This window comes from Stenotrophomonas sp. YJH_SMC_29 (assembly GCF_059371235.1).
The window spans coordinates 193,443-211,666 of record NZ_JCAFUK010000008.1 but is presented as its reverse complement, the minus strand read 5'-3'; the positions used below and the strand labels follow the sequence as shown (position 1 = coordinate 211,666).

Below are 18,224 nucleotides of genomic sequence, written 5' to 3'. Positions count from 1 at the left end.
TTTACGCTGGCCTGAAGGCCAAGGGCAAAGCGAGCAAGGTGGCGCTCGTGGCGGTCATGCGCAAAATGCTGGTGATCCTCAACGCCCGTAAGCGGGACGCCGAGGTGGCCCTCGGCTGCCCCTGACAAGACAGTTGCTACTACAGCATCCCCGCACACCGATGGATCCGCATCCTTCGTGGATGCGGCATTTCCAGTGGATCCACGCCATGCGTGGATGGCAGCAACCGTGGGGTCAGAGCCCTTTCCTGCGGAAAGGGATCCGACCCCAGGCTCAGTTGCCCAGCTTCTTCTGCCGCGAGCGCTCGCGCGCGGCACGCTCATCTTCGCGCAGGCTCGGCCAGGCGGCGTGCAGGTACTGCAGGCCCGACCACAGCGTCAGCACCGCGGCGATGGCCAGGGTCCAGTCGCCGATGTGGAACACCGGCCAGCCCATCCAGATGTCCTGCACCGGCACGTTCGGCGCCACCGAGTACAGCAGGCACAGCAGCGCGACCATCTGCGCGGTGGTCTTGATCTTGCCGATCATCGCCACGCGCACCTTGGCGCGCTGGCCCAGCTCGGCCATCCATTCGCGCAGCGCCGACACCGCGATCTCGCGGCCGACGATCACCGCCGCCCAGAACGCCATCCACGGCGTCGGGTGGCCCTGCACGATCAGGAACAGCGCCACTGCCACCATCAGCTTGTCCGCGACCGGGTCGAGGAAGGCGCCGAAGGCCGACTCCAGCTGGTAACGGCGTGCGATCCAGCCGTCGAGCCAGTCGGTGATCGCGGCCAGGCCGAAGATCGCCGCCGAAGCGAAGTTGGTCCAGGTATAGGGCAGGTAGAACACCAGCACCAGCACCGGGATCATCACGATCCGCAACAACGTCAGCCAGGTGGGCAGGGTCAACTTCATGCTTGCGTGCTTCTCTCTCTACTCGGCCGCATCGGGCGTGGCCAACCCGTGCAGGTTAGCGTAGATGCGTGCCGCGAGGGCGTCATTGATGCCTTCCACCTTGGCGATTTCGGCTTCGCCGGCCGCTTTCAGGCCCACCAGGCCACCGAAATGCTTGAGCAGGCTGGCCCGGCGGCGCGGCCCGATGCCGGGGATATCCTCCAGCTTGCTGGTCATCCGCGCCTTCTGGCGGCGGCCGCGATGACCGGTGATGGCGAAGCGGTGGGCTTCATCGCGAACCTGCTGGATGAACTGCAGCGCCGGGTTGGCCGCGCCCGGGCGCAGCTCGCGTCCATCGGGCATCACCAGCGCTTCATGGCCTGCGCGGCGCTCCACGCCCTTGGCCACGCCCACCAGCAGCACCCCTTCCACGCCCAGGTCGGCCAGTGCGGCCTCGGCCTGCGCCAGCTGGCCGGCGCCACCGTCGATCAGCAGGACGTCCGGCAGCACGCCCTGCTCCTCCACGGCGCGGCGGAAACGGCGATCGATGGCCTGGCGCATGGCCGCATAGTCGTCGCCCGGCTCGATGCCGCTGATGTTGAAACGGCGGTACTGCGCGCGCACCGGACCGGCCGCGTCGAACACCACGCACGAGGCCACGGTGGCCTCGCCCAGCGTGTGGCTGATATCGAAGCACTCGACCCGCTTCACCGGCTCGGCCAGGCCGAGCATCTCGCGCAGTGCATCACTGCGTGCGTGCTGTGCGTTGCGGCTGTTGAGCTCGGTGGCCAGGGTCAGCTGCGCATTACGGCTGGCCAGCTCCACATAGCCGGCGCGCTCGCCGCGCACGTTCCACCTCAGCTGCACCTTGCGCTCGGCCGAGGCCGAGAGCGCGGCGACCAGCAGGTCGGCGTCGGGAATTTCGCGGTCCAGCAGGATCTCGCGCGGCGGCTCGAACTCGATGTAGTACTGCGAAACGAACGCGGCCAGCACTTCTTCCGGGCTCTCCTCACCATTGGTGCGGGGGAAGAACGGGCGGGTACCGAGGTTGCGGCCATCGCGGAACGCCAGCAGCAGCACGCAGGCCTGCGACCCCTGCATGGCCACCGCCAGCACGTCCAGGTCCGCGGCGCGACCGTCCACGTACTGCCGGGTCTGCATGCTGCGCAGCGAGGAAATCAGATCGCGCAGGCGCGCGGCCTGCTCGAACTCCAGCGCCTCGCTGGCGGCCTGCATCTGCTCGCCCAGCTCGCGGGTGAGCTCGTCGCTCTTGCCTTCAAGGAACAGGGCGGCGCGGCGCACCGACTCGGCGTACTCCGCTGCCGGCACCAGCTCCACGCACGGCGCGCTGCAGCGCCCGATCTGGTACTGCAGGCACGGCCGCGAACGGTTGCGGAACACGCTGTCCTCGCAGCTGCGCAGCTTGAACAGCTTGTGCATCAGGTTCAGCGTTTCGCGCACCGCAGTGACGCCCGGGTACGGACCGAAATAGCGGCCCGGAATGGCACGCGGGCCGCGATGCAGCGCGATGCGGGGCCAGTCCTCACGGGTCAGCAGCACATGCGGATAGGTCTTGTCGTCGCGCAGGGAGACGTTGTAGCGCGGCGACAGCGATTTGATCAGCTGGTTTTCCAGCAGCAGCGCCTCGGCTTCCGAGCGCGTCACGGTCACGTCCATGCGCGTGATCTGCGAGATCATCGACATGATCCGCGCATTCTTCGGGCTGCCGTTGAAATAGCTGCCGACACGGTTGCGCAGCGCGCGCGCCTTGCCCACGTACAGCAGCGTGTCGTCGGCGGCGTACATGCGGTACACGCCGGGTGCAGTGCTGAGCTGGGACGCGAAGGCCTTGCCGTCGAAGGCCGGGGCGGGAACGTCGGTCATTCGCTGATCGGGACTTCGCTGAGCACGCCGCTGTCGGGGTCGAATCGCAGCACTGCGTGGGCGTCGGTCTCTGCGATCCACACCGCCCCGGCGCCCACCGCCAGCCCGGCCGGGCCATGCAGGCGACGCGGCAGCGGCTGGGTGGTCAACTCACCGCCGCCCAGGCGCAGCGTGCGCAGGCGTCCATTGCCGCTATCGGCAATCCACAGCAGCGGCGCCTCCGGGCTCAGCGCAATGGCCTGCGGGAACTGCAGGCTGGCCTGCGCGCGCGGGCCGTCTTCACTGCCGAAGCGCCAAGGCCCCTGCCCGACCAGGGTCTGCACCAGATCGCCGCGCAGTTGCAGCGCACGGATAGAGGATCCCAGCGCATCGGCGACGTACAGCACCTGCTGCACCACGGCCAGCGCGGTCGGCTGGGCGAAGGCCGCCAGATGGCCGCTGCCGTCGCGCTCGTCGATGGCGCCGCTGCCGGCGCGCCACTGCAGGCTGCGCTGGCCGAGGTGGTAGCTCCAGATGCGGTTGTCGCCAGCCATCGCAATGTGCAGCTGGTTGTCGGCGATGGCCAGGCCGACCGGATGGTCCAGCGAGACCTGCCGCGCCTGCGCCACCGGGCCTTCCACCGGCGCGCCGGGACGCCCGTTGCCACACAGCGTGTCGATGATGCCGGTCAGCAGGTTGATGCGGCGCACGGCATGGTTGCCGGTATCGGCCACGTACAGCGAATCGCGCTCCAGCACCAGCGCCTGCGGGCGGTGGAAGGCCGCTTCGGCCAGGTTGCCGTCCATGAAATCGGCGGTGCCGAGGCCGAACTGGCGCAGGATGCGGCCGCCGTGGCTGCATTCGAGAATGCGGTGATGGCCGCTGTCGGCGATGTACAGACGCTCGGTGCTGACTGCCAGCCCCAGCGGAAAACGCAGGGCCTGGCGCGGTTCCGGGTGCAGTTCGCTGCCGCCACGCGGCGGCGCCGAGGGAGCGCCCTGGCACAGCGCGTTCAAGGCGCGTTCGAGTTCACCGGGTGCGCCCTGCCCGACCAGCCGTTGCTGTTCGCGACCCTGCGCATCCAGCAGCACCATGGTCGGCCAGGCGGTCACGCCGAAGCGGCGCCAGCCATCCCAGTCCGCATCGAGCAGCACCGGCATGGCCAGGCCCTGGCGGCGCAGCAGCTTCAGTGCGGCACTGGCGTCGCGCTCGAAGTCGAAGCGCGGCACCTGCAGCACCAGCGGCTGCAGCTTGCCGGGGTGGCGCGACAACCATTGGCCGAACTCGGCCAGGCGTTGCGCACTCCAGGCCGAGGCCGCGTTGACGAACAACAGCGCGACCGGCCGACCGCGCAGTTCGGTCAGGGTGCAGGGGGTGGCATTGAGCCAGGTGGCGAACTCGGGCAGGTCCGGGACGGGCTGGACGTTCATGACCCGATTATGCCGGAGTCGGCGTCATGCAACAGTCGTGCCACTGCACGTTTTGCAGCATCGTCGACCAGCGACCAGACCTGTTCGAAATGATCGCTGCCGCCGGTATAGGGATCGGGGATCGCTGCCCGCCCCTGCCCGCCGGACCAGGGCAGGTACAACGCCAGCCGTTCACGCTGGGCCGCCGAGGCCAGGCGCCCGGCATCACGCAGGTTGGCCTCGTCGGCACACAGGACCCAGTCGAAACGGTCGAAATCCACGGCCTGTAGCTGGCGTGCGCGCAGGCCGCCGATGTCCACGCCGTGCCCGGCCGCGCAGGCGATCGCGCGGCGGTCCGGCGGCTGGCCCACGTGCCAGTCGCCGGTGCCAGCCGAATCGACCTGCACCCGCCCGGCCAGCGGCGAGGCGTCCAGGCGTGCGCGCAGCGCCCCTTCGGCCATCGGCGAACGGCAGATGTTGCCCAGGCAGACGAGCAGCAGCCTCATCGCGCGGTCGTCGCCCGCAGCAACGCCTCGGCCCGTTCCAGGTCCTCGGGCGTGTCGATGCCCGGCGGGAACGGCTCGGGCGAGATCGCCACGCTGATCGGGTAGCCCGCTTCAAGCACGCGCAGCTGCTCCAGCGATTCGACCTGCTCCAGCTGGCCCGGCGGCATCGCCGCAAACTGCTGCAGGAAACCGGCACGGTAACCGTAGATGCCGATGTGGCGCAGCCAGGCATGGCCTTCCGGCAGCGTGTCGCGGCTGCGCGCGAAACCATCACGGTGCCAGGCGATCGGTGCACGGCTGAAGTACATCGCCTCGTTGCGCACGTTGCGTACCAGCTTCACCACGTTCGGGTCGAACAGGGTGTGCGCGTCCTCGACGGTCGTGGCGAGAGTCGACATCGGCGCATTGCCGGCGACCAGCGCATCGGCCACCGCGCGGATGCCGGCCGCCGGTGCGAACGGTTCGTCGCCCTGCAGGTTGACCACCACCGTGTCACCGGCCCAGCCGGCGATGCGCGCGCACTCGGCCAGCCGATCGGTGCCGGAAGCGTGCGTGGCCGCGGTCATCGCCACCTTCACTTCGGCCAGCCCGGACAGCGCATCGGCGATGCGCGGGTCGTCGGTCGCCACCCAGACCTCGCGGGCGCCAGCCTGCAGCGCGCGGCGCGCCACATGCAGCACCAGCGGCTCACCGCCCAGCAGGCGCAACGGCTTGCCGGGCAGCCGCGAGGCAGCATAGCGGGCCGGGATGGCGACGACGAATTCGGTCATGTGGGCGATACTCGGCAGGCTCGTTACAACGGGAATGCGGCCAGCGGCGCGTGAATGCAAGCGCCACCGCGCCGCTCAGTTCGGTCGCAGCTTGTCCAGGCGATCGGTCAGCGCCACCCAGAACGCGGCGGGCAACTCGGCGCGCAGCGGAACCGCGTAGTGCCAGTCGTTGCCGAACGCACGGCATTTCACCGCGTCCTTCTCGGTCATCAGGACCGGCAGCTGGCTGCCGAAGGACAGGTCCTGCGGCTGGTAGGCCTGGTGGTCGGCGAACGCATGCGGCACCACGCCGATCCCGCGCGCGCGCAGCATGTCGAAGAAGCGTTGCGGATGCGCGATACCGGCCACCGCATGCACGCGTTGGCCCTTGAAATATGCCAGCGGGCGCGCGCGGCCACCGGCCAGTGGCTGCGCACTGTCGATGTGCAGCGCCATCGGCCACTGGCCGAAGCCACAGGCCTGTGCCGCCGTCTCCTCATCGGCCTGGCCGAGGTTGACCACGCGGAAATCGCACTCGCTGGCGCGGCTGACCGGCTCGCGCAGCGGCCCGGCCGGAATCATCCGGCCATTGCCGTAGCGACGCTGCGCATCGACCACTTCGATCTCGATGTCGCGCGCCAGGCGATAGTGCTGCAGGCCGTCGTCGCAGACGATCACATCGCAGCCGGCCTCGACCAGCGCCTTGCCGGCCGCAACCCGATCACGGTCCACGCGCACCGGCACGCCGGTCTTCCAGGCGATCAGCACCGGCTCGTCACCGCCCTTGGCGGTCGGCGTATCGGCCTGCACCCACAGCGGTTTGTCGGCGTCTTCGCGACCGTAGCCGCGGCTGGCCACACCGGGCTTCCAGCCGGCCGCGCGCAGGCGTTCGACCAGGGCAATGGTCAGCGGCGTCTTGCCGGTACCGCCGGCGGTGATGTTGCCGACCACGATGACCGGCACCGGCAGCGCGTGACGCTTGCGCCAGCCACGCCGATAGGCGCGCCGCCGCAGCGCGGTGACACCCGCGTACAGGGGCGCCAGCAGGCGCATGGCCCACGGAACCGGGGTGCCGTCATACCAGTACGGCGGGGTCTGGGTGCCCTTGCCGGCCATCAGTCCTGCCTTTCGCGGAACTGCATGCTGTGCAGGTGCTGGTACAGGCCGCCCAGTTCGAGCAGCTCCTTGTGGGTGCCACGCTCGACGATGCGGCCATGGTCCATCACCAGCACCTGGTCGGCATGCTCGATGGTCGACAGGCGGTGCGCGATGACCAGCGTGGTGCGCTCCGGCATCAGGCGCTGCAGCGCATCCTGCACCAGGCGCTCGGACTCGTTGTCCAGTGCCGCAGTGGCTTCGTCGAGGATCAGGATCGGGGCGTCGCGCAGGATCGCGCGGGCAATCGCCAGGCGCTGGCGCTGGCCACCGGACAGCAGCGCGCCGTTCTCGCCGACCGGGGTCTGCAGCTGCTGCGGCATGCGTGCGATGAACTCCCAGGCATTGGCTGCTTCGGCCGCCGCACGGATCTGCTCATCGGTCGCCTCCATGCCATAGGCAATGTTGGCGGCGATGGTGTCATCGAACAGCATCACCTTCTGCCCGACGATCGCCACCTGCCGGCGCAGGTCGGCCAGTGGATAGTCATCCAGGGCCACGCCATCGAGGGTGATGACGCCGCCAGTGGGCTCGTAGAAGCGCGGAACCAGCCGGATCAGGCTGGTCTTGCCACTGCCGGAACGGCCGACAATGGCCGTCACCGTGCCCGGCTTGGCGACGAAACTGATGTCGTCCAGGGCGATGCCACTGTCTTCGCGGTAGCGCAGCATGACGTGGTCGAACGCCAGTTCGCCCCGTACGCGCTGCACGCGGTGCTGGCCGTCGTCGCGCTCCACCGGCATGTCGAGGATGCCGAACAGGCGCTCGGCGGCGGAGACGCCGCGCGAAATCGAGGTCTGTACGCTGGTCAGTCGGCGCAGCGAGGGAATGATGGCCATCATCGAGGTCATCAGGCCCATGAACTGGCCGGCATTGAGGCGGCCGGCCAGGGCTTCGCGGGTCGACACCCAGACGATCACCGCCAGCGCCAGTGCGGCCAGGAACTGCACCACGCTGGACGCGGCGGCGCGGGTGACCTCGACCTTCATGTTCAGCGCCAGCATGCGGTTGGCCAGGCGCGAGTAACGCGAGATCTCATGCTGCTGGGTGCCGTGCACCTTCACTTCCTGCTGCGCGGCCAGCGACTGCTCGGCAGTCTGTGCCATCGTGCCCATGCCGTCCTGGATGCCGCGGCTGATGCGACGGTAGCGCTTGCCCACGTAGGACACGATGCCACCGATCAGCGGCACCACCAGCAGCATCGCCAGGGTTACCTTGACGCTCATCTGCAGCATCACCGCCAGCATCGCGATGATGGTGAGGGTGTCGGCCACCACGGTCTTCAGCGCGTCGGCGCTGGCCTGGGTGACCTGTTCGGTATCGAAGTTGAGGCGGCTGACCATCACCGGCGTCGCTTCGGTGTCGAAGTGCGACGACGGCAGGTGCAGGTACTTCTGCAGCACCTGCTCACGCAGGTCGCGGACCACGCTGCGGCCGGTCTTGGCCAGCGTGTAGTCGCTGACCCAGGTGGCCAGGCTGCGCATCAGGAACAGGCCGAGGATGGTCAGCGGCAGCACCACGGCCGCGCGCGGCTGCGGATCGACGAAACCCTCGTTGACCAGCGGCTCCATCAGCTTGGTGAAGTGATAGCCGGCCAGGGCTTCGACCACCATGGCGATGACCGCGCCCACCATGAACACCCAGTAGGTGCGGGTGTAGCCCAGCAGTCGTTTGTAGATCGGCCACACCGGCGCGTGATGGGAACTCATGGACGCACCTCTGGCGCAGTTGCAATGGCGATACGACGGAAACCGAGCTGACCGAGCGCGTCCTGCGCAGTCACCACGGCCTGGTAGGGGGTGCGTGCGTCGGCGCGCAGCAGCACCGGCTGGCTGCGGTCGCTGCCGGCGACCGATGCGATGGTCTGCTTGACCGACTCGACATCGCTGCGCAGCACTTCCTGGTCATTGATGAAATAGCGGCCTTCGGCGTTGATCAGCACGCTGAGCGAGCGCGGCGGCTCGTTGCTGGGCTGCTGGCTGGCGGTCGGCAGCTGCACCTGCAGCGTCGAGCGCGCATCGAAGGTGGTGGTGACCACGAAGAAGATGATCAGCACCAGGATGACGTCGATCAGCGGGACCAGATCGATATGCGGCTCATCCTGGGATCGGTCATTGCCGATACGCATCGATCAGGCCTTCGCCGTGGCAGCGTGGGCCGGTCGCGCCGGCGCGGCCGGGTTCATCACCCCGGGGCGACCGTCGAGCGTGTCCAGCAGGGCACTGGCTTCCTGTTCCATTTCCACCACATAGCCGTGGATCCGGCCCTTGAAATAGCGATGGAACATCAGCGCCGGGATGGCCACGATCATGCCGGTGGCCGTGCACACCAGCGCCTTGCCGATGCCGCCGGCCAGCTGGTTCACATCGCCCACGCCATGGTCGAGGATGCCCAGGAACATCTGGATCATGCCGATCACGGTGCCCAGCAGGCCCAGCAGCGGGCCGGCCGAGGCGATGGTGCCCAGCGCGTTGAGGAAGCGCTCCATGCGGTGCACCAGGTGGCGCCCGGTGTCCTCGATCCGCTCACGGATCTGGTCGCGCGGGCGGTTGCGGGCTTCCAGCGCAGCGGCCAGCAGCGCGCCCAGCGGCGAGTTGGCGCGCAGGGTCTGCAGGTGCGCCGGGTCGAGCTTGCCGCGTGCGGCCCAGTTGCGCACTTCCTGGCCAAGCCCGGGCGGCAGCACTTCCGTTCGCCGCAGGGACCAGAAACGCTCCAGGATGATCGCCAAAGCCAGTACGCCCAACAGCAGCAGCGGCACCATCGGCCAGCCACCGGCCTTGACCAGTTCCCACACGTTTCAACCCTCCGGCCCAACGGCCGCTTGTTCGATCGACGATAGGATAGCAGCCGACCGCGCCCGCCCAGCGGCATCCCACCACCGGGATGCATGGATGCGCTGTTCACGCAGCTGCAGCCCTTGTGCGCCAAGCCATACGCGGATCGCCCCGGACTCCGCGGTGGACACCACCTCGGCGCCCTGCGCCTGCCAGCGCCGGACCACGTCTCGACGCGGGTGGCCGAAGCGGTTCTGGTGCCCGGCCGAGACCAGCGCCAACCGTGGTGCCACCGCGGCCACCCACGGGGCACTGGAACTGCCCCCGCTGCCATGGTGCGGCACCAGCACCACGTCGGCCTTCAGCGCCGCCGGAGACGCCCGCAACAGCGCCTGTTCGGCCGGACGGCCGATGTCGCCGGGCAACAGGACCACGCCATGGGCGCTGGCCACGCGCAGCACGCAGCTGTCCTCGTTTTCGGCCCGCCGGCTGCCGGGATCCGGGTGCAGCACCTGGAAATCGACCCCGTCCCAGCGCCAGCTCAGGCCCCGCTGGCAACGCCCCGCTCCGGTGATCGAGCTGCCCGGCGGCGCCAGCAGTGGCAGTGCCGGCAGCTGTAGCCGCAGACCCGGCAGGTTGCCCGCGTGATCCAGGTCATCGTGGCTGAGCAGTACGCGGTCAGGCGGCGCCTGGCCGAGTGCCCGCAGTGCCGGAACCAGAGTCCGCTCGCTCCCTTCGCTGCCGCTCGGCGGCCCGACGTCATACCAGAGTGCATGCCGCGCGGTGCGCAGCAACACCGCCGTGCCCTGGCCGACATCGTGCAGCAGCAGCTCAAGCTCTCCCTCGGCCGGCCGCTCGCGCAACGGCCACAACAGCGGCAGGCACAACAGCAGGCCAGCCAGCCCGCCGCCGGCACCCCGTGGCAGCAGCCACCAGAACACCCCCAGCAGCGCCGCCGGCACTGCCCAGGCCGGTGCCTCGGCCAACCACCACATCGCCTGCGGATGCGCCGAGAGAGGCTGCAGGGCCTGCCAGCTGACCTCGAACAGCCACGCCGCCGCACGCCAGGCCCAGCGCCCGGCCCCGTCATGCAGCACCTGCAGGGCGGTACCCAGCAGCGACAGCGGCACCACCAGCAAGGTCCACCAGGGAATGACCGGCAGGTTCACCAGCGGCCCCAGCCAGGCGGTGCCACCGAACAGGGCGATGCCCAACGGCAACAGGCCGACGCTGGCCACGCCCTGCGCGGCCAGAAACCCGCGCAGGTTGGCGGCCATCCCGCGCGGACGTCCCTGTGGCAGGCACCACGCCAGCCACAGCACGCCGCCGAAGCTGAGCCAGAAGCCCGCTGACAGCACCGACAGGGGCGCCGGCAGCAGCAGCGCCAGCGCCGCCAGCGCGAGTCCCTGCACGAGACCGAGCGGGCGCCGCCCGCTACGCGCCAGGGCCACCAGCCCGATCATCAGCGCCGTGCGCACGGTCGGCAATTCACCGCCGGCCAGCACTGCATAGCCCGCCGCGGACAGCGCCGCGGCGCAGGCCGCCGCCTGTGGACGCGGCCAATGCCGGGCCAGCAGGGGGCACAGCCACCACAGCCCTCGGCACAGCAACGCCCCCAGCCCCGCCACCACCCCGACATGGAACCCGGAAATGGCGATCAGGTGGGTCAGCCCCAGCGCCCGCAACTGATCCCAATCGGTGTCGGACAGGCCGCGCGTATCGCCCAGGGCGAGCGCCTGCACGAAGCGCGCGGCGGGATGGGCCACCTGCAGGGCGATGGCGGCGCTGGTGCGCTCACGCCATGCCGGCAGGCCGCGCGCAGACTGCAGCGCGTGGGCACTGGCCGGCGCCCTCACCGTTCCAGTGCCAGCCACGCCACGCAGCAGCGCATGGCGCTCGCTGTCAAAACCCCCGGGATTGATCCGAGAGCGAGGGGCCCGCACACGCAGCGCCAACCGCCACTGCGCACCGGCCAGGACCTGCCTGCGCCGTACCTCGGCAGCGGCGCTGGACCTGCCCTGCCAGCCGTCGTTCCAGGTGACCTGCAGGCGCTTGCCGCGCAGCGATGGCAGTTCGCTGCTCTCACTGACCTGCAGCAGGAAGCGGGTGCGCGTGTCGACATGATCCGGCAGATCGATGACCCGGCCACTGACCACCACGTCCCGAGCCGGCTGGCCCGGTGGCAGCTGGTCCTGCAATGCCCAGTGCCCGTGCAGCGCTGCCCAGCCGGCACCGAACAGCACGACCGCCGGCAGGCGCCCGCGCCAGCGCAGGCCCCACCCCGCCATGCCAAGCACGACCATCACCGTGCAGACCCACAGCGGCGGCAGCTGCGGCAGCTGCACGCAGGCCAACGCCCCCAGTGTCAGCGCGGCAGCACAGCCACTGCCCAGCAAGGGAGACGGGAAACGCTCGGCGGCCATGACGCCAGCGTGCCGCCATCGGCAGCAGGCTGCCTATCGGGACTTGCCCCGCAGTCGCATCAGCGCCGAACGCTTCCGCGATGGAAATTGACCCGGAAACTCGCACCGCCCCCCGGCGCCTCGCCGACGCTGACCGAGCCACCGTGGTGCTGCACGATTTCCTTGACCAGGTGCAGGCCCAGGCCACTGCCGCTGCCCGCCGCGCGCAGGCGATGGAACGGCTCGAAGATCGCCTCGCGATCGCCTACTGGAATGCCCGCGCCCTGGTCGCTGACTTCCAGCACGCCGCGCGTGTCCAACCGCACGCAGATGGTGCCACGGCCACCACCATGCACGATTGCGTTGTGCACCAGGTTGGCGATCACCCGCCCCAGCGCCAGGCTGTCGCCATGGATCCACACCGGTGCCTCCGGCGCGTCGACTTCGAATCCATAGCCGGCACCCACCACCAGCGGCGCCAGGTCCGCCGCGGCCTCACGCACCAGCTGGGCCAGGTCCAGCCGCTGCAATGCGCCCACGTTGCGGTCCAGGCGCTGCAGGTCGAGCAGGTGCTCGGCAACATTGCCCAGCCGTGCCACGTCGGTCAGCAGCTGTGACTTCAACTCACCCTGCGGCAGCTGCGACAGGCGCGCCTGCACCACGGCGATCGGCACGCGCAGTTCGTGCGCCGCGTCGGCGAGGAACTTGTCGCGCGCGGCATAGCCCTGCTGCACCTTGTCGATGGCGTCGTTGAATGCTTCCACCAGCGGCGCCACTTCCGTCGACACCAGGCGCGCGTCCAGCCGGGCACCCGGCTGGCCGATGTCCAGCTCCTTGGCCTGCTGCGCGGAACGGCGCACGCCGCGCATCGCACGGTGGATCACGGTCGGCATCACCAGCAGGGTGACCACGATCAACGGCAGGAAGAACCACAGGCCGATCAGCCGCAGCACCATCAGTGCGCCGTCCAGCAGCCCGCCCTTGGGTGCGCCTCCCACCATCACGGTGATGCGGCGCCCATCCTCGTTGCGGATCATCACCCGCGCCACGTCCAGATAGGGCGGCACCAGCGACCCGAGCTCGCTGGCACCCACGGTCGGCAGCCGCGCAAGCAGCGGCGCGTGGACCGCCGGGATGGTGCCGCGCTCAAGCCAGACGCCCTTGTCGTCGACCGCAGCGAACCAGAGATTGCCACCGGCGTCGGTATCGAGCGCGTCCCAGCGCGCCTGGTCCAGCACCAGGCGGCCGCCTTCGCTGTGCACCGCCTTGGCCACCGCCTCGGCAATGAACATGTCCATGCCCCAGGAGTCCTTGTCGCCCCAGGTCAGGATCAGGGCGACCACCGCGAACAGCACGGTGAAGGCCTGCGCCAGGAACAGGCGCCAGGCCAGGCCCAGGGTGATTGAACGGATCGGACGGGCCACCTCAGGCCTCCGCCAGCAGGTAACCGACACCCCGGATCACATGGATCTCCACGCCAGCACCGGCCTGCTGCAGCGCCTTGCGCAGCTTGGAGATATGCGCGTCGAGCGCATTGGACTGGATCTCATCGTCGAACCCGTACACCGCGGCCTCCAGCGCGCTGCGGGTGACCGTGCGCCCCTGCCGCATCGCCAGGGCCTGCAGTACCAGCACCTGACGCCGTGGCAGTGCCAACGGCTGGCCCTCCACCTGCGCCTGCAGCGATTCGAAATCGAATTCGAGCCGCCCCAACCGCAGGCTCGGCGTCACCATCGCTGACGGCCTCCGCGACACGGCGCGGATCCGCGCCATCAGCTCCTCGATCGCGACCGGCTTGACCAGATAATCATCGGCGCCGACATCGAGGCCTTCGACCTTGTCGGACAGCGTGCCCTTGGCGGTCAGCATGATCACCGCCAGGTTCGGCCGCAACGCGCGCGCAGTGGCGACGAATCCGGCACCATCGCCATCGGGCAGCTGGCGGTCGAGCAGCAGCAGCTGGTGCACCGGTTCGCGCAACGCGAGCGCGGCCTCGGCCAGGCTGCCGACCACATCGGCGACCACGCCCTGCCGCTCCAGGCCCGATTGCAGGGCGCGGGACAGATCGGGATCGTCTTCGACCAGGAGGATGCGCATCAGTCACTCGTCTATCGGAAACGCTGCCGATCATAGTGCCTGGCGCCCTGCTTTGGCGCCCATGGATGCCAGCGGCTGCAGGCGCAATGTTCTGACAATGTTGCCCCTTCAGCATGCGCAGCCATCCCCCGCAACGTGGCCGAACGATGCTGTCGCTGCCCCTGACAAGGACCCCCATGGCCTCCGTCTCCCACACTGCCGACGCCCACGCCATCCTGCGAGCGCCTGACCTGGACAGCGCCGAGCGCGCCTATCTGGGGCTGATGCCCGACCTCGAACACGTGAACGCACTGGCCCGTCGTGCCGTGGGCCTGTCACGCGTGGCCGACGCGGCACGCGGCTATGCGTTGTCGATGACCCTGGTCGGACTGCGCCTGCAGGAGCTGGAGATGGGCGAGCCGACGGCCAGGCAACATCGCCAGGCGACCCTGCACAGCCTGCGCCAGGCCTTCAGCGCCTGAGGGCGCGCGCGCCTGGAGAGCGACGCGGCATCTTCGCGGTGCCACCGGCATCCATCGCATCAGCGCGGCGCGCAAGCACTGCACGACCGCGTCACGTCAGCGCAGCGTGCTCCACGCCAGCAGCACGCACAGGATCGCGACCCAGGCCACGGCCTTGAACGTGCCTTCCAGCATGTTGCCGCCAAACAGGCCCTCCAGCAGTGGATTGGGCCTGGACACCGGGACGTGATCGCTCATGCAGCAGTTCCTTTCCGTGGTGGCGCAGTTGCGCGGTAACCCGGAGTCTACGCCTGTGCATCCCGGATTCATCGTCGCCTGCCTGCCTTTGGCGACGCATTCCGGGCCTTCGTCGCAGGCCGGCTGCGATACCCGGCGCGCCATGCCAGCCTGCACGCACTTTCCCGCTGGAGCACCGTGCCATGCCGATGCTTGCCCTGATGCTGCTGTTCTCCAGCCTGTTCGGCGACGGCGATGGCGGCGGTCCCACCGAGAACGCCCTGCGCAGCCAGATCCTGCGCGTTGAGGCCGCGCAGGATGCGCACGGGGCCGAGCCGCTGCAGCTCTATCACCTGCGTCCGGACCGTATCCTGCGCCTGGGCTGCCAGCGGCTGCCTGACCCGCACAGCGCGGCGCCCGATGCCGGGCCGGTCCAGGTCCGCGTGGCGCAGCTGTGGGAGCGCGTGGATGGGCGATGGCAGATCCGGCGTTCGATCAGCATCCACGGCTGAATTCACGCCACTGAACCGGCGGGAGCTTCCCGCTTTCACGGGAAGGACAGGCCACCTCATCGGAACGAAAAAAGCCGGCCCAGGGGCCGGCTTTCATCGTTTCCACCGCTTCACCGGCGGACCGGAAGCAGGTGGTGGGCGGTACAGGGTTCGAACCTGTGACCCCTACCATGTCAAGGTAGTGCTCTACCGCTGAGCTAACCGCCCATCATGTTCTTGCCGCCCGCGGGCTGGCCTTGTTACGTAAAAACCCGGCGCCAGGGCCGGGCTTTGCAGTTCACGACAGTCCCCTTGCGAGGGCTTCGTGGTGGGCGGTACAGGGTTCGAACCTGTGACCCCTACCATGTCAAGGTAGTGCTCTACCGCTGAGCTAACCGCCCGTTTTTGCTTCTGCATTTCCGCGATTGCGTCGGTGCAGGCCGCGTATATTACGGATGCCGGCAGGGAAGCGCAACACTTTTGTGAAGATGACGCAGCACTGCCACGTTCAGCCGAGGCTGGCTTCCTTCAGCTGCCGGATCTGGTCGCGCACGCGCGCGGCATCCTCGAACTCCAGGTCCTTGGCGTGCTGGTACATCTGCTGTTCCAGTGCCTTCAGACGCACCCCCAGCTGTGCCGGCGACAGCGAACGGTAGTCGGCCGCCTCTTCGGCCACGCCCGGCCGGCCCTTGCCCCGGCCCTTCTTCGCTTCCTTTTCGGCCGCATCCGAACGTGCGCCTTCCAGCACATCGACGATCGGGCGCGCCACCGAACGCGGCACGATGCCGTGCTCTTCGTTGTACTCGACCTGCTTGGCGCGGCGGCGGTCGGTTTCATCGATCGCCGCCTGCATCGAACGGGTGATCTTGTCGGCGTACAGGATCGCCTTGCCGCGCACGTTGCGGGCCGCACGGCCGATGGTCTGGATCAGCGAGCCGGTGGAGCGCAGGAAGCCTTCCTTGTCGGCGTCCAGGATCGCCACCAGTGACACTTCGGGCATGTCCAGGCCTTCGCGCAGCAGGTTGATGCCGACCAGCACATCGAACTTGCCCAGGCGCAGGTCGCGGATGATCTCCACGCGCTCGACCGTGTCCACGTCCGAGTGCAGGTAGCGCACGCGGATGCCGTGTTCGGTGAGGTACTCGGTGAGGTTCTCGGCCATGCGCTTGGTCAGCGTGGTGACCAGCACGCGATCACCGGCCTTGATGCGCGCGTTGGCCTCGCTCATCAGGTCGTCGACCTGGGTCCCGACCGGGCGGATCTCCACCACCGGATCGATCAGGCCGGTCGGGCGCACCACCAGTTCGGTGATCTCGTCACCCGCCTCGCGCAGCTCGTAAGGACCGGGCGTGGCCGACACGTAGATGCTGCGCGGGCAGCGCTCCTCCCACTCCTCGAAGCGCAACGGACGGTTGTCCAGCGCCGACGGCAGGCGGAACCCGAATTCGACCAGGGTTTCCTTGCGCGAGCGATCGCCCTTGAACATGGCGCCGATCTGCGGAATGGTCACGTGCGACTCGTCGATCACCAGCAGCGCATCCGGCGGCAGGTAGTCGAACAGGGTCGGTGGCGGCTCGCCGGCCTTCTTGCCGGTCAGGTGCCGGGAGTAGTTCTCGATGCCATTGCAGAACCCGACCTCGGCCATCATCTCGATGTCGAACTGGGTGCGCTGCGCCAGGCGCTGCGCCTCGACCAGCTTGTTCTCGGCGTACAACTGCTCGAGCCGTTCCTTCAGCTCGACCTTGATGGTTTCCACCGCGGCCAGCACGCGCTCGCGGGTGGTCGCGTAATGGGTCTTGGGATAGACGGTGAAGCGCTGCATGTTGCGCAGCGTCTCGCCGGTCAACGGGTCGAACATCGTGATCTTCTCGACCTCGCCGTCGAACAGCTCGATGCGCAGCGCCTCGCTGTCCGACTCGGCCGGGAACACGTCGATCACTTCGCCGCGTACGCGGAAGGTACCGCGCTGCAGCTCGTATTCGTTGCGCGTGTACTGCAGCTGGGTCAGGTGGTTGATCAGGTCGCGCTGGTCGATGCGTTCGCCCTTGGACAGGATCAGGCGCAGCGACAGGTAGTCTTCCGGTGCACCCAGGCCGTAGATCGCCGACACCGTGGCCACCACGATCGCATCCGGGCGCGACAGCAGGGTCTTGGTCGCGGCCAGGCGCATCTGCTCGATGTGCTCGTTGATCGAACTGTCCTTCTCGATGAAGGTGTCCGACGAGGGCACGTAGGCCTCCGGCTGGTAGTAGTCGTAGTAGCTGACGAAGTACTCCACCGCGTTGTGCGGGAAGAAGGCCTTGAACTCGCCATACAGCTGCGCCGCCAGCGTCTTGTTCGGCGCCATGATCAGCGTCGGCTTCTGCACGTTCTGGATGACGTTGGCGATCGTGTAGGTCTTGCCCGAGCCGGTGACGCCGAGCAGCGTCTGCTTGGCGATGCCGGCCTCGAAGTTGCTGGTCAGCTTGGCGATGGCATCGGGCTGATCGCCCGCCGGCGAGTACGGCGAGACAAGTTCAAAACTGTCGCTCATGGTGTTGCCAGTTCCCGGGGAAGATGAGTATACGAGGCGTGGGGTGACGGCTGGCTGAGGGGTCTCCGGGCAGCCCGCCGCGGCGCTTCCCGATGGCAGCCGCCGGGCCAGGCGCGGAGGCTGAATGCATGCGCCCTGCCCACGCCCCCTGCCCCGTCGGCCCCCGCCCAGCGCGGGGCGTTCACCTGACCGAACTGCTGGTGGTGGTCGTGGTGCTGGCGGTGCTTGTCAGCCTGGCACTTCCCGCCCTGGGAACCGCACTGGAGCAACTCCAGTCGGATCGCCTGCGCATGCAGTTGCACAGCGCCCTGAACCAGGCACGGGCAGCTGCACTCAGCCGGCGCAGGACCATCGGCATCTGTCCCAGCCCAGACGGGCTGACCTGCGGCGACGATTGGAGCCATGGCTGGTTGCTGTACCAGCCTGGACACGATGGCTCGACTGCCCCTTTCCTGCATCAGGCGCTGACCCCGCGCAGGCGATTGGCCGCCCGCAGCACGACCGGGCGCCCAGCACTGGAATTCCGCGCGAACGGGCGCAGTCATGGCCGCAACGCGAGAATCCTGATATGCCAGCACGGCCGTGCCCAGGCCGAGGTCGTCGTCAGCAATACTGGACGAGTCCGCTCCCAACGATTGGATGGAGACTCTGGTTGCTGAAGGCCTGCCTGCAGACGCTGCAAACTGCAA

17 protein-coding genes, 2 tRNA genes and 1 pseudogene are annotated in these 18,224 nt (G+C 68.7%); 4 read left to right on the top strand and 16 right to left on the bottom strand.

Translation table 11 applies throughout. The features are described from left to right. A pseudogene (locus AC5P9I_RS11280) lies at window positions 1-125 on the top strand (IS110 family transposase); the annotation flags it as partial. A gap of 148 nt (window positions 126-273) precedes the next feature. Here the strand turns inward: AC5P9I_RS11280 and pgsA are convergent. The 12 genes from pgsA to AC5P9I_RS11220 form a co-directional block, all read right to left on the bottom strand. Next, window positions 274-900, bottom strand: coding sequence for a CDP-diacylglycerol--glycerol-3-phosphate 3-phosphatidyltransferase (gene pgsA, locus AC5P9I_RS11275; protein ID WP_049464736.1), 627 nt, complete (start codon window positions 898-900; stop codon window positions 274-276). 18 nt (window positions 901-918) lie between these two features. Beyond that, window positions 919-2,763, bottom strand: coding sequence for an excinuclease ABC subunit UvrC (uvrC, locus tag AC5P9I_RS11270; RefSeq protein ID WP_049464739.1), 1,845 nt, complete (start codon window positions 2,761-2,763; stop codon window positions 919-921). Further along, the gene (locus tag AC5P9I_RS11265) at window positions 2,760-4,172 is read right to left on the bottom strand and encodes a nhl repeat protein (RefSeq protein WP_049464740.1); all 1,413 of its coding nucleotides are present in this window, start codon (window positions 4,170-4,172) and stop codon (window positions 2,760-2,762) included. The genes uvrC and AC5P9I_RS11265 overlap by 4 nt, the downstream gene beginning before the upstream one ends. Continuing rightward, entirely contained in the window at window positions 4,169-4,657 is a 489-nt protein-coding gene (locus AC5P9I_RS11260; RefSeq protein WP_049464742.1) for a low molecular weight protein-tyrosine-phosphatase, read from the bottom strand. Before AC5P9I_RS11260 ends, AC5P9I_RS11265 begins: the two co-directional genes overlap by 4 nt. Then, window positions 4,654-5,427, bottom strand: a complete 774-nt coding sequence (gene kdsB, locus AC5P9I_RS11255) for a 3-deoxy-manno-octulosonate cytidylyltransferase (RefSeq protein ID WP_049464744.1) — start codon at window positions 5,425-5,427, stop codon at window positions 4,654-4,656. Before kdsB ends, AC5P9I_RS11260 begins: the two co-directional genes overlap by 4 nt. Window positions 5,428-5,502: 75 nt before the next feature. Further along, window positions 5,503-6,522, bottom strand: a complete 1,020-nt coding sequence (gene lpxK / locus AC5P9I_RS11250) for a tetraacyldisaccharide 4'-kinase (protein ID WP_049464747.1) — start codon at window positions 6,520-6,522, stop codon at window positions 5,503-5,505. Then, window positions 6,522-8,270, bottom strand: coding sequence for a lipid A export permease/ATP-binding protein MsbA (gene msbA / locus AC5P9I_RS11245; protein WP_049464749.1), 1,749 nt, complete (start codon window positions 8,268-8,270; stop codon window positions 6,522-6,524). The genes lpxK and msbA overlap by 1 nt, the downstream gene beginning before the upstream one ends. Then, window positions 8,267-8,689 carry an ExbD/TolR family protein gene (locus AC5P9I_RS11240; RefSeq protein ID WP_019658998.1) on the bottom strand — a complete coding sequence of 141 codons (423 nt, stop codon included), beginning with the start codon at window positions 8,687-8,689 and terminating at the stop codon, window positions 8,267-8,269. Before AC5P9I_RS11240 ends, msbA begins: the two co-directional genes overlap by 4 nt. 3 nt (window positions 8,690-8,692) lie before the next feature. Beyond that, complete coding sequence (locus AC5P9I_RS11235; protein ID WP_019658999.1) at window positions 8,693-9,355, bottom strand: MotA/TolQ/ExbB proton channel family protein; 663 nt, start codon at window positions 9,353-9,355, stop codon at window positions 8,693-8,695. Window positions 9,356-9,358: 3 nt separating this feature from the next. Then, entirely contained in the window at window positions 9,359-11,758 is a 2,400-nt protein-coding gene (locus tag AC5P9I_RS11230; RefSeq protein WP_049464753.1) for a DNA internalization-related competence protein ComEC/Rec2, read from the bottom strand. 59 nt (window positions 11,759-11,817) lie between these two features. Next, window positions 11,818-13,161, bottom strand: a complete 1,344-nt coding sequence (locus AC5P9I_RS11225; RefSeq protein ID WP_049464755.1) for a sensor histidine kinase — start codon at window positions 13,159-13,161, stop codon at window positions 11,818-11,820. Window position 13,162: 1 nt separating this feature from the next. After that, window positions 13,163-13,834, bottom strand: a complete 672-nt coding sequence (locus AC5P9I_RS11220; RefSeq protein ID WP_005415973.1) for a response regulator transcription factor — start codon at window positions 13,832-13,834, stop codon at window positions 13,163-13,165. A gap of 176 nt (window positions 13,835-14,010) precedes the next feature. Here AC5P9I_RS11220 and AC5P9I_RS11215 point away from each other — a divergent pair, with 176 nt between their 5' ends. Beyond that, a complete protein-coding gene (locus AC5P9I_RS11215; RefSeq protein WP_049464757.1) occupies window positions 14,011-14,295 on the top strand; it encodes a hypothetical protein in 285 nt (94 codons plus the stop codon). 96 nt (window positions 14,296-14,391) lie between these two features. On the opposite strand, the gene AC5P9I_RS11210 is transcribed toward AC5P9I_RS11215, so the two are convergent. Beyond that, the gene (locus tag AC5P9I_RS11210; protein WP_164688803.1) at window positions 14,392-14,532 is read right to left on the bottom strand and encodes a hypothetical protein; all 141 of its coding nucleotides are present in this window, start codon (window positions 14,530-14,532) and stop codon (window positions 14,392-14,394) included. 182 nt (window positions 14,533-14,714) lie between these two features. On the opposite strand from AC5P9I_RS11210, the gene AC5P9I_RS11205 reads away from it, so the two are divergent. After that, window positions 14,715-15,023, top strand: a complete 309-nt coding sequence (locus AC5P9I_RS11205) for a hypothetical protein (protein ID WP_049464759.1) — start codon at window positions 14,715-14,717, stop codon at window positions 15,021-15,023. A gap of 132 nt (window positions 15,024-15,155) precedes the next feature. Here AC5P9I_RS11205 and AC5P9I_RS11200 read toward each other — a convergent pair. The 3 genes from AC5P9I_RS11200 to uvrB all read right to left on the bottom strand — a co-directional run bounded on the left by AC5P9I_RS11200 (window position 15,156) and on the right by uvrB (window position 17,535). After that, window positions 15,156-15,230 (bottom strand) — tRNA-Val (locus AC5P9I_RS11200). A gap of 98 nt (window positions 15,231-15,328) precedes the next feature. Continuing rightward, window positions 15,329-15,403, bottom strand: a tRNA-Val gene (locus AC5P9I_RS11195). Window positions 15,404-15,510: 107 nt separating this feature from the next. Next, complete coding sequence (gene uvrB, locus AC5P9I_RS11190) at window positions 15,511-17,535, bottom strand: excinuclease ABC subunit UvrB (protein ID WP_049464761.1); 2,025 nt, start codon at window positions 17,533-17,535, stop codon at window positions 15,511-15,513. Between the two features lie 128 nt (window positions 17,536-17,663). Between uvrB and AC5P9I_RS11185 the strand changes: the two genes are divergently transcribed. Continuing rightward, window positions 17,664-18,194 carry a GspH/FimT family protein gene (locus AC5P9I_RS11185; protein ID WP_160314605.1) on the top strand — a complete coding sequence of 177 codons (531 nt, stop codon included), beginning with the start codon at window positions 17,664-17,666 and terminating at the stop codon, window positions 18,192-18,194. Window positions 18,195-18,224: the final 30 nt, after the last annotated feature.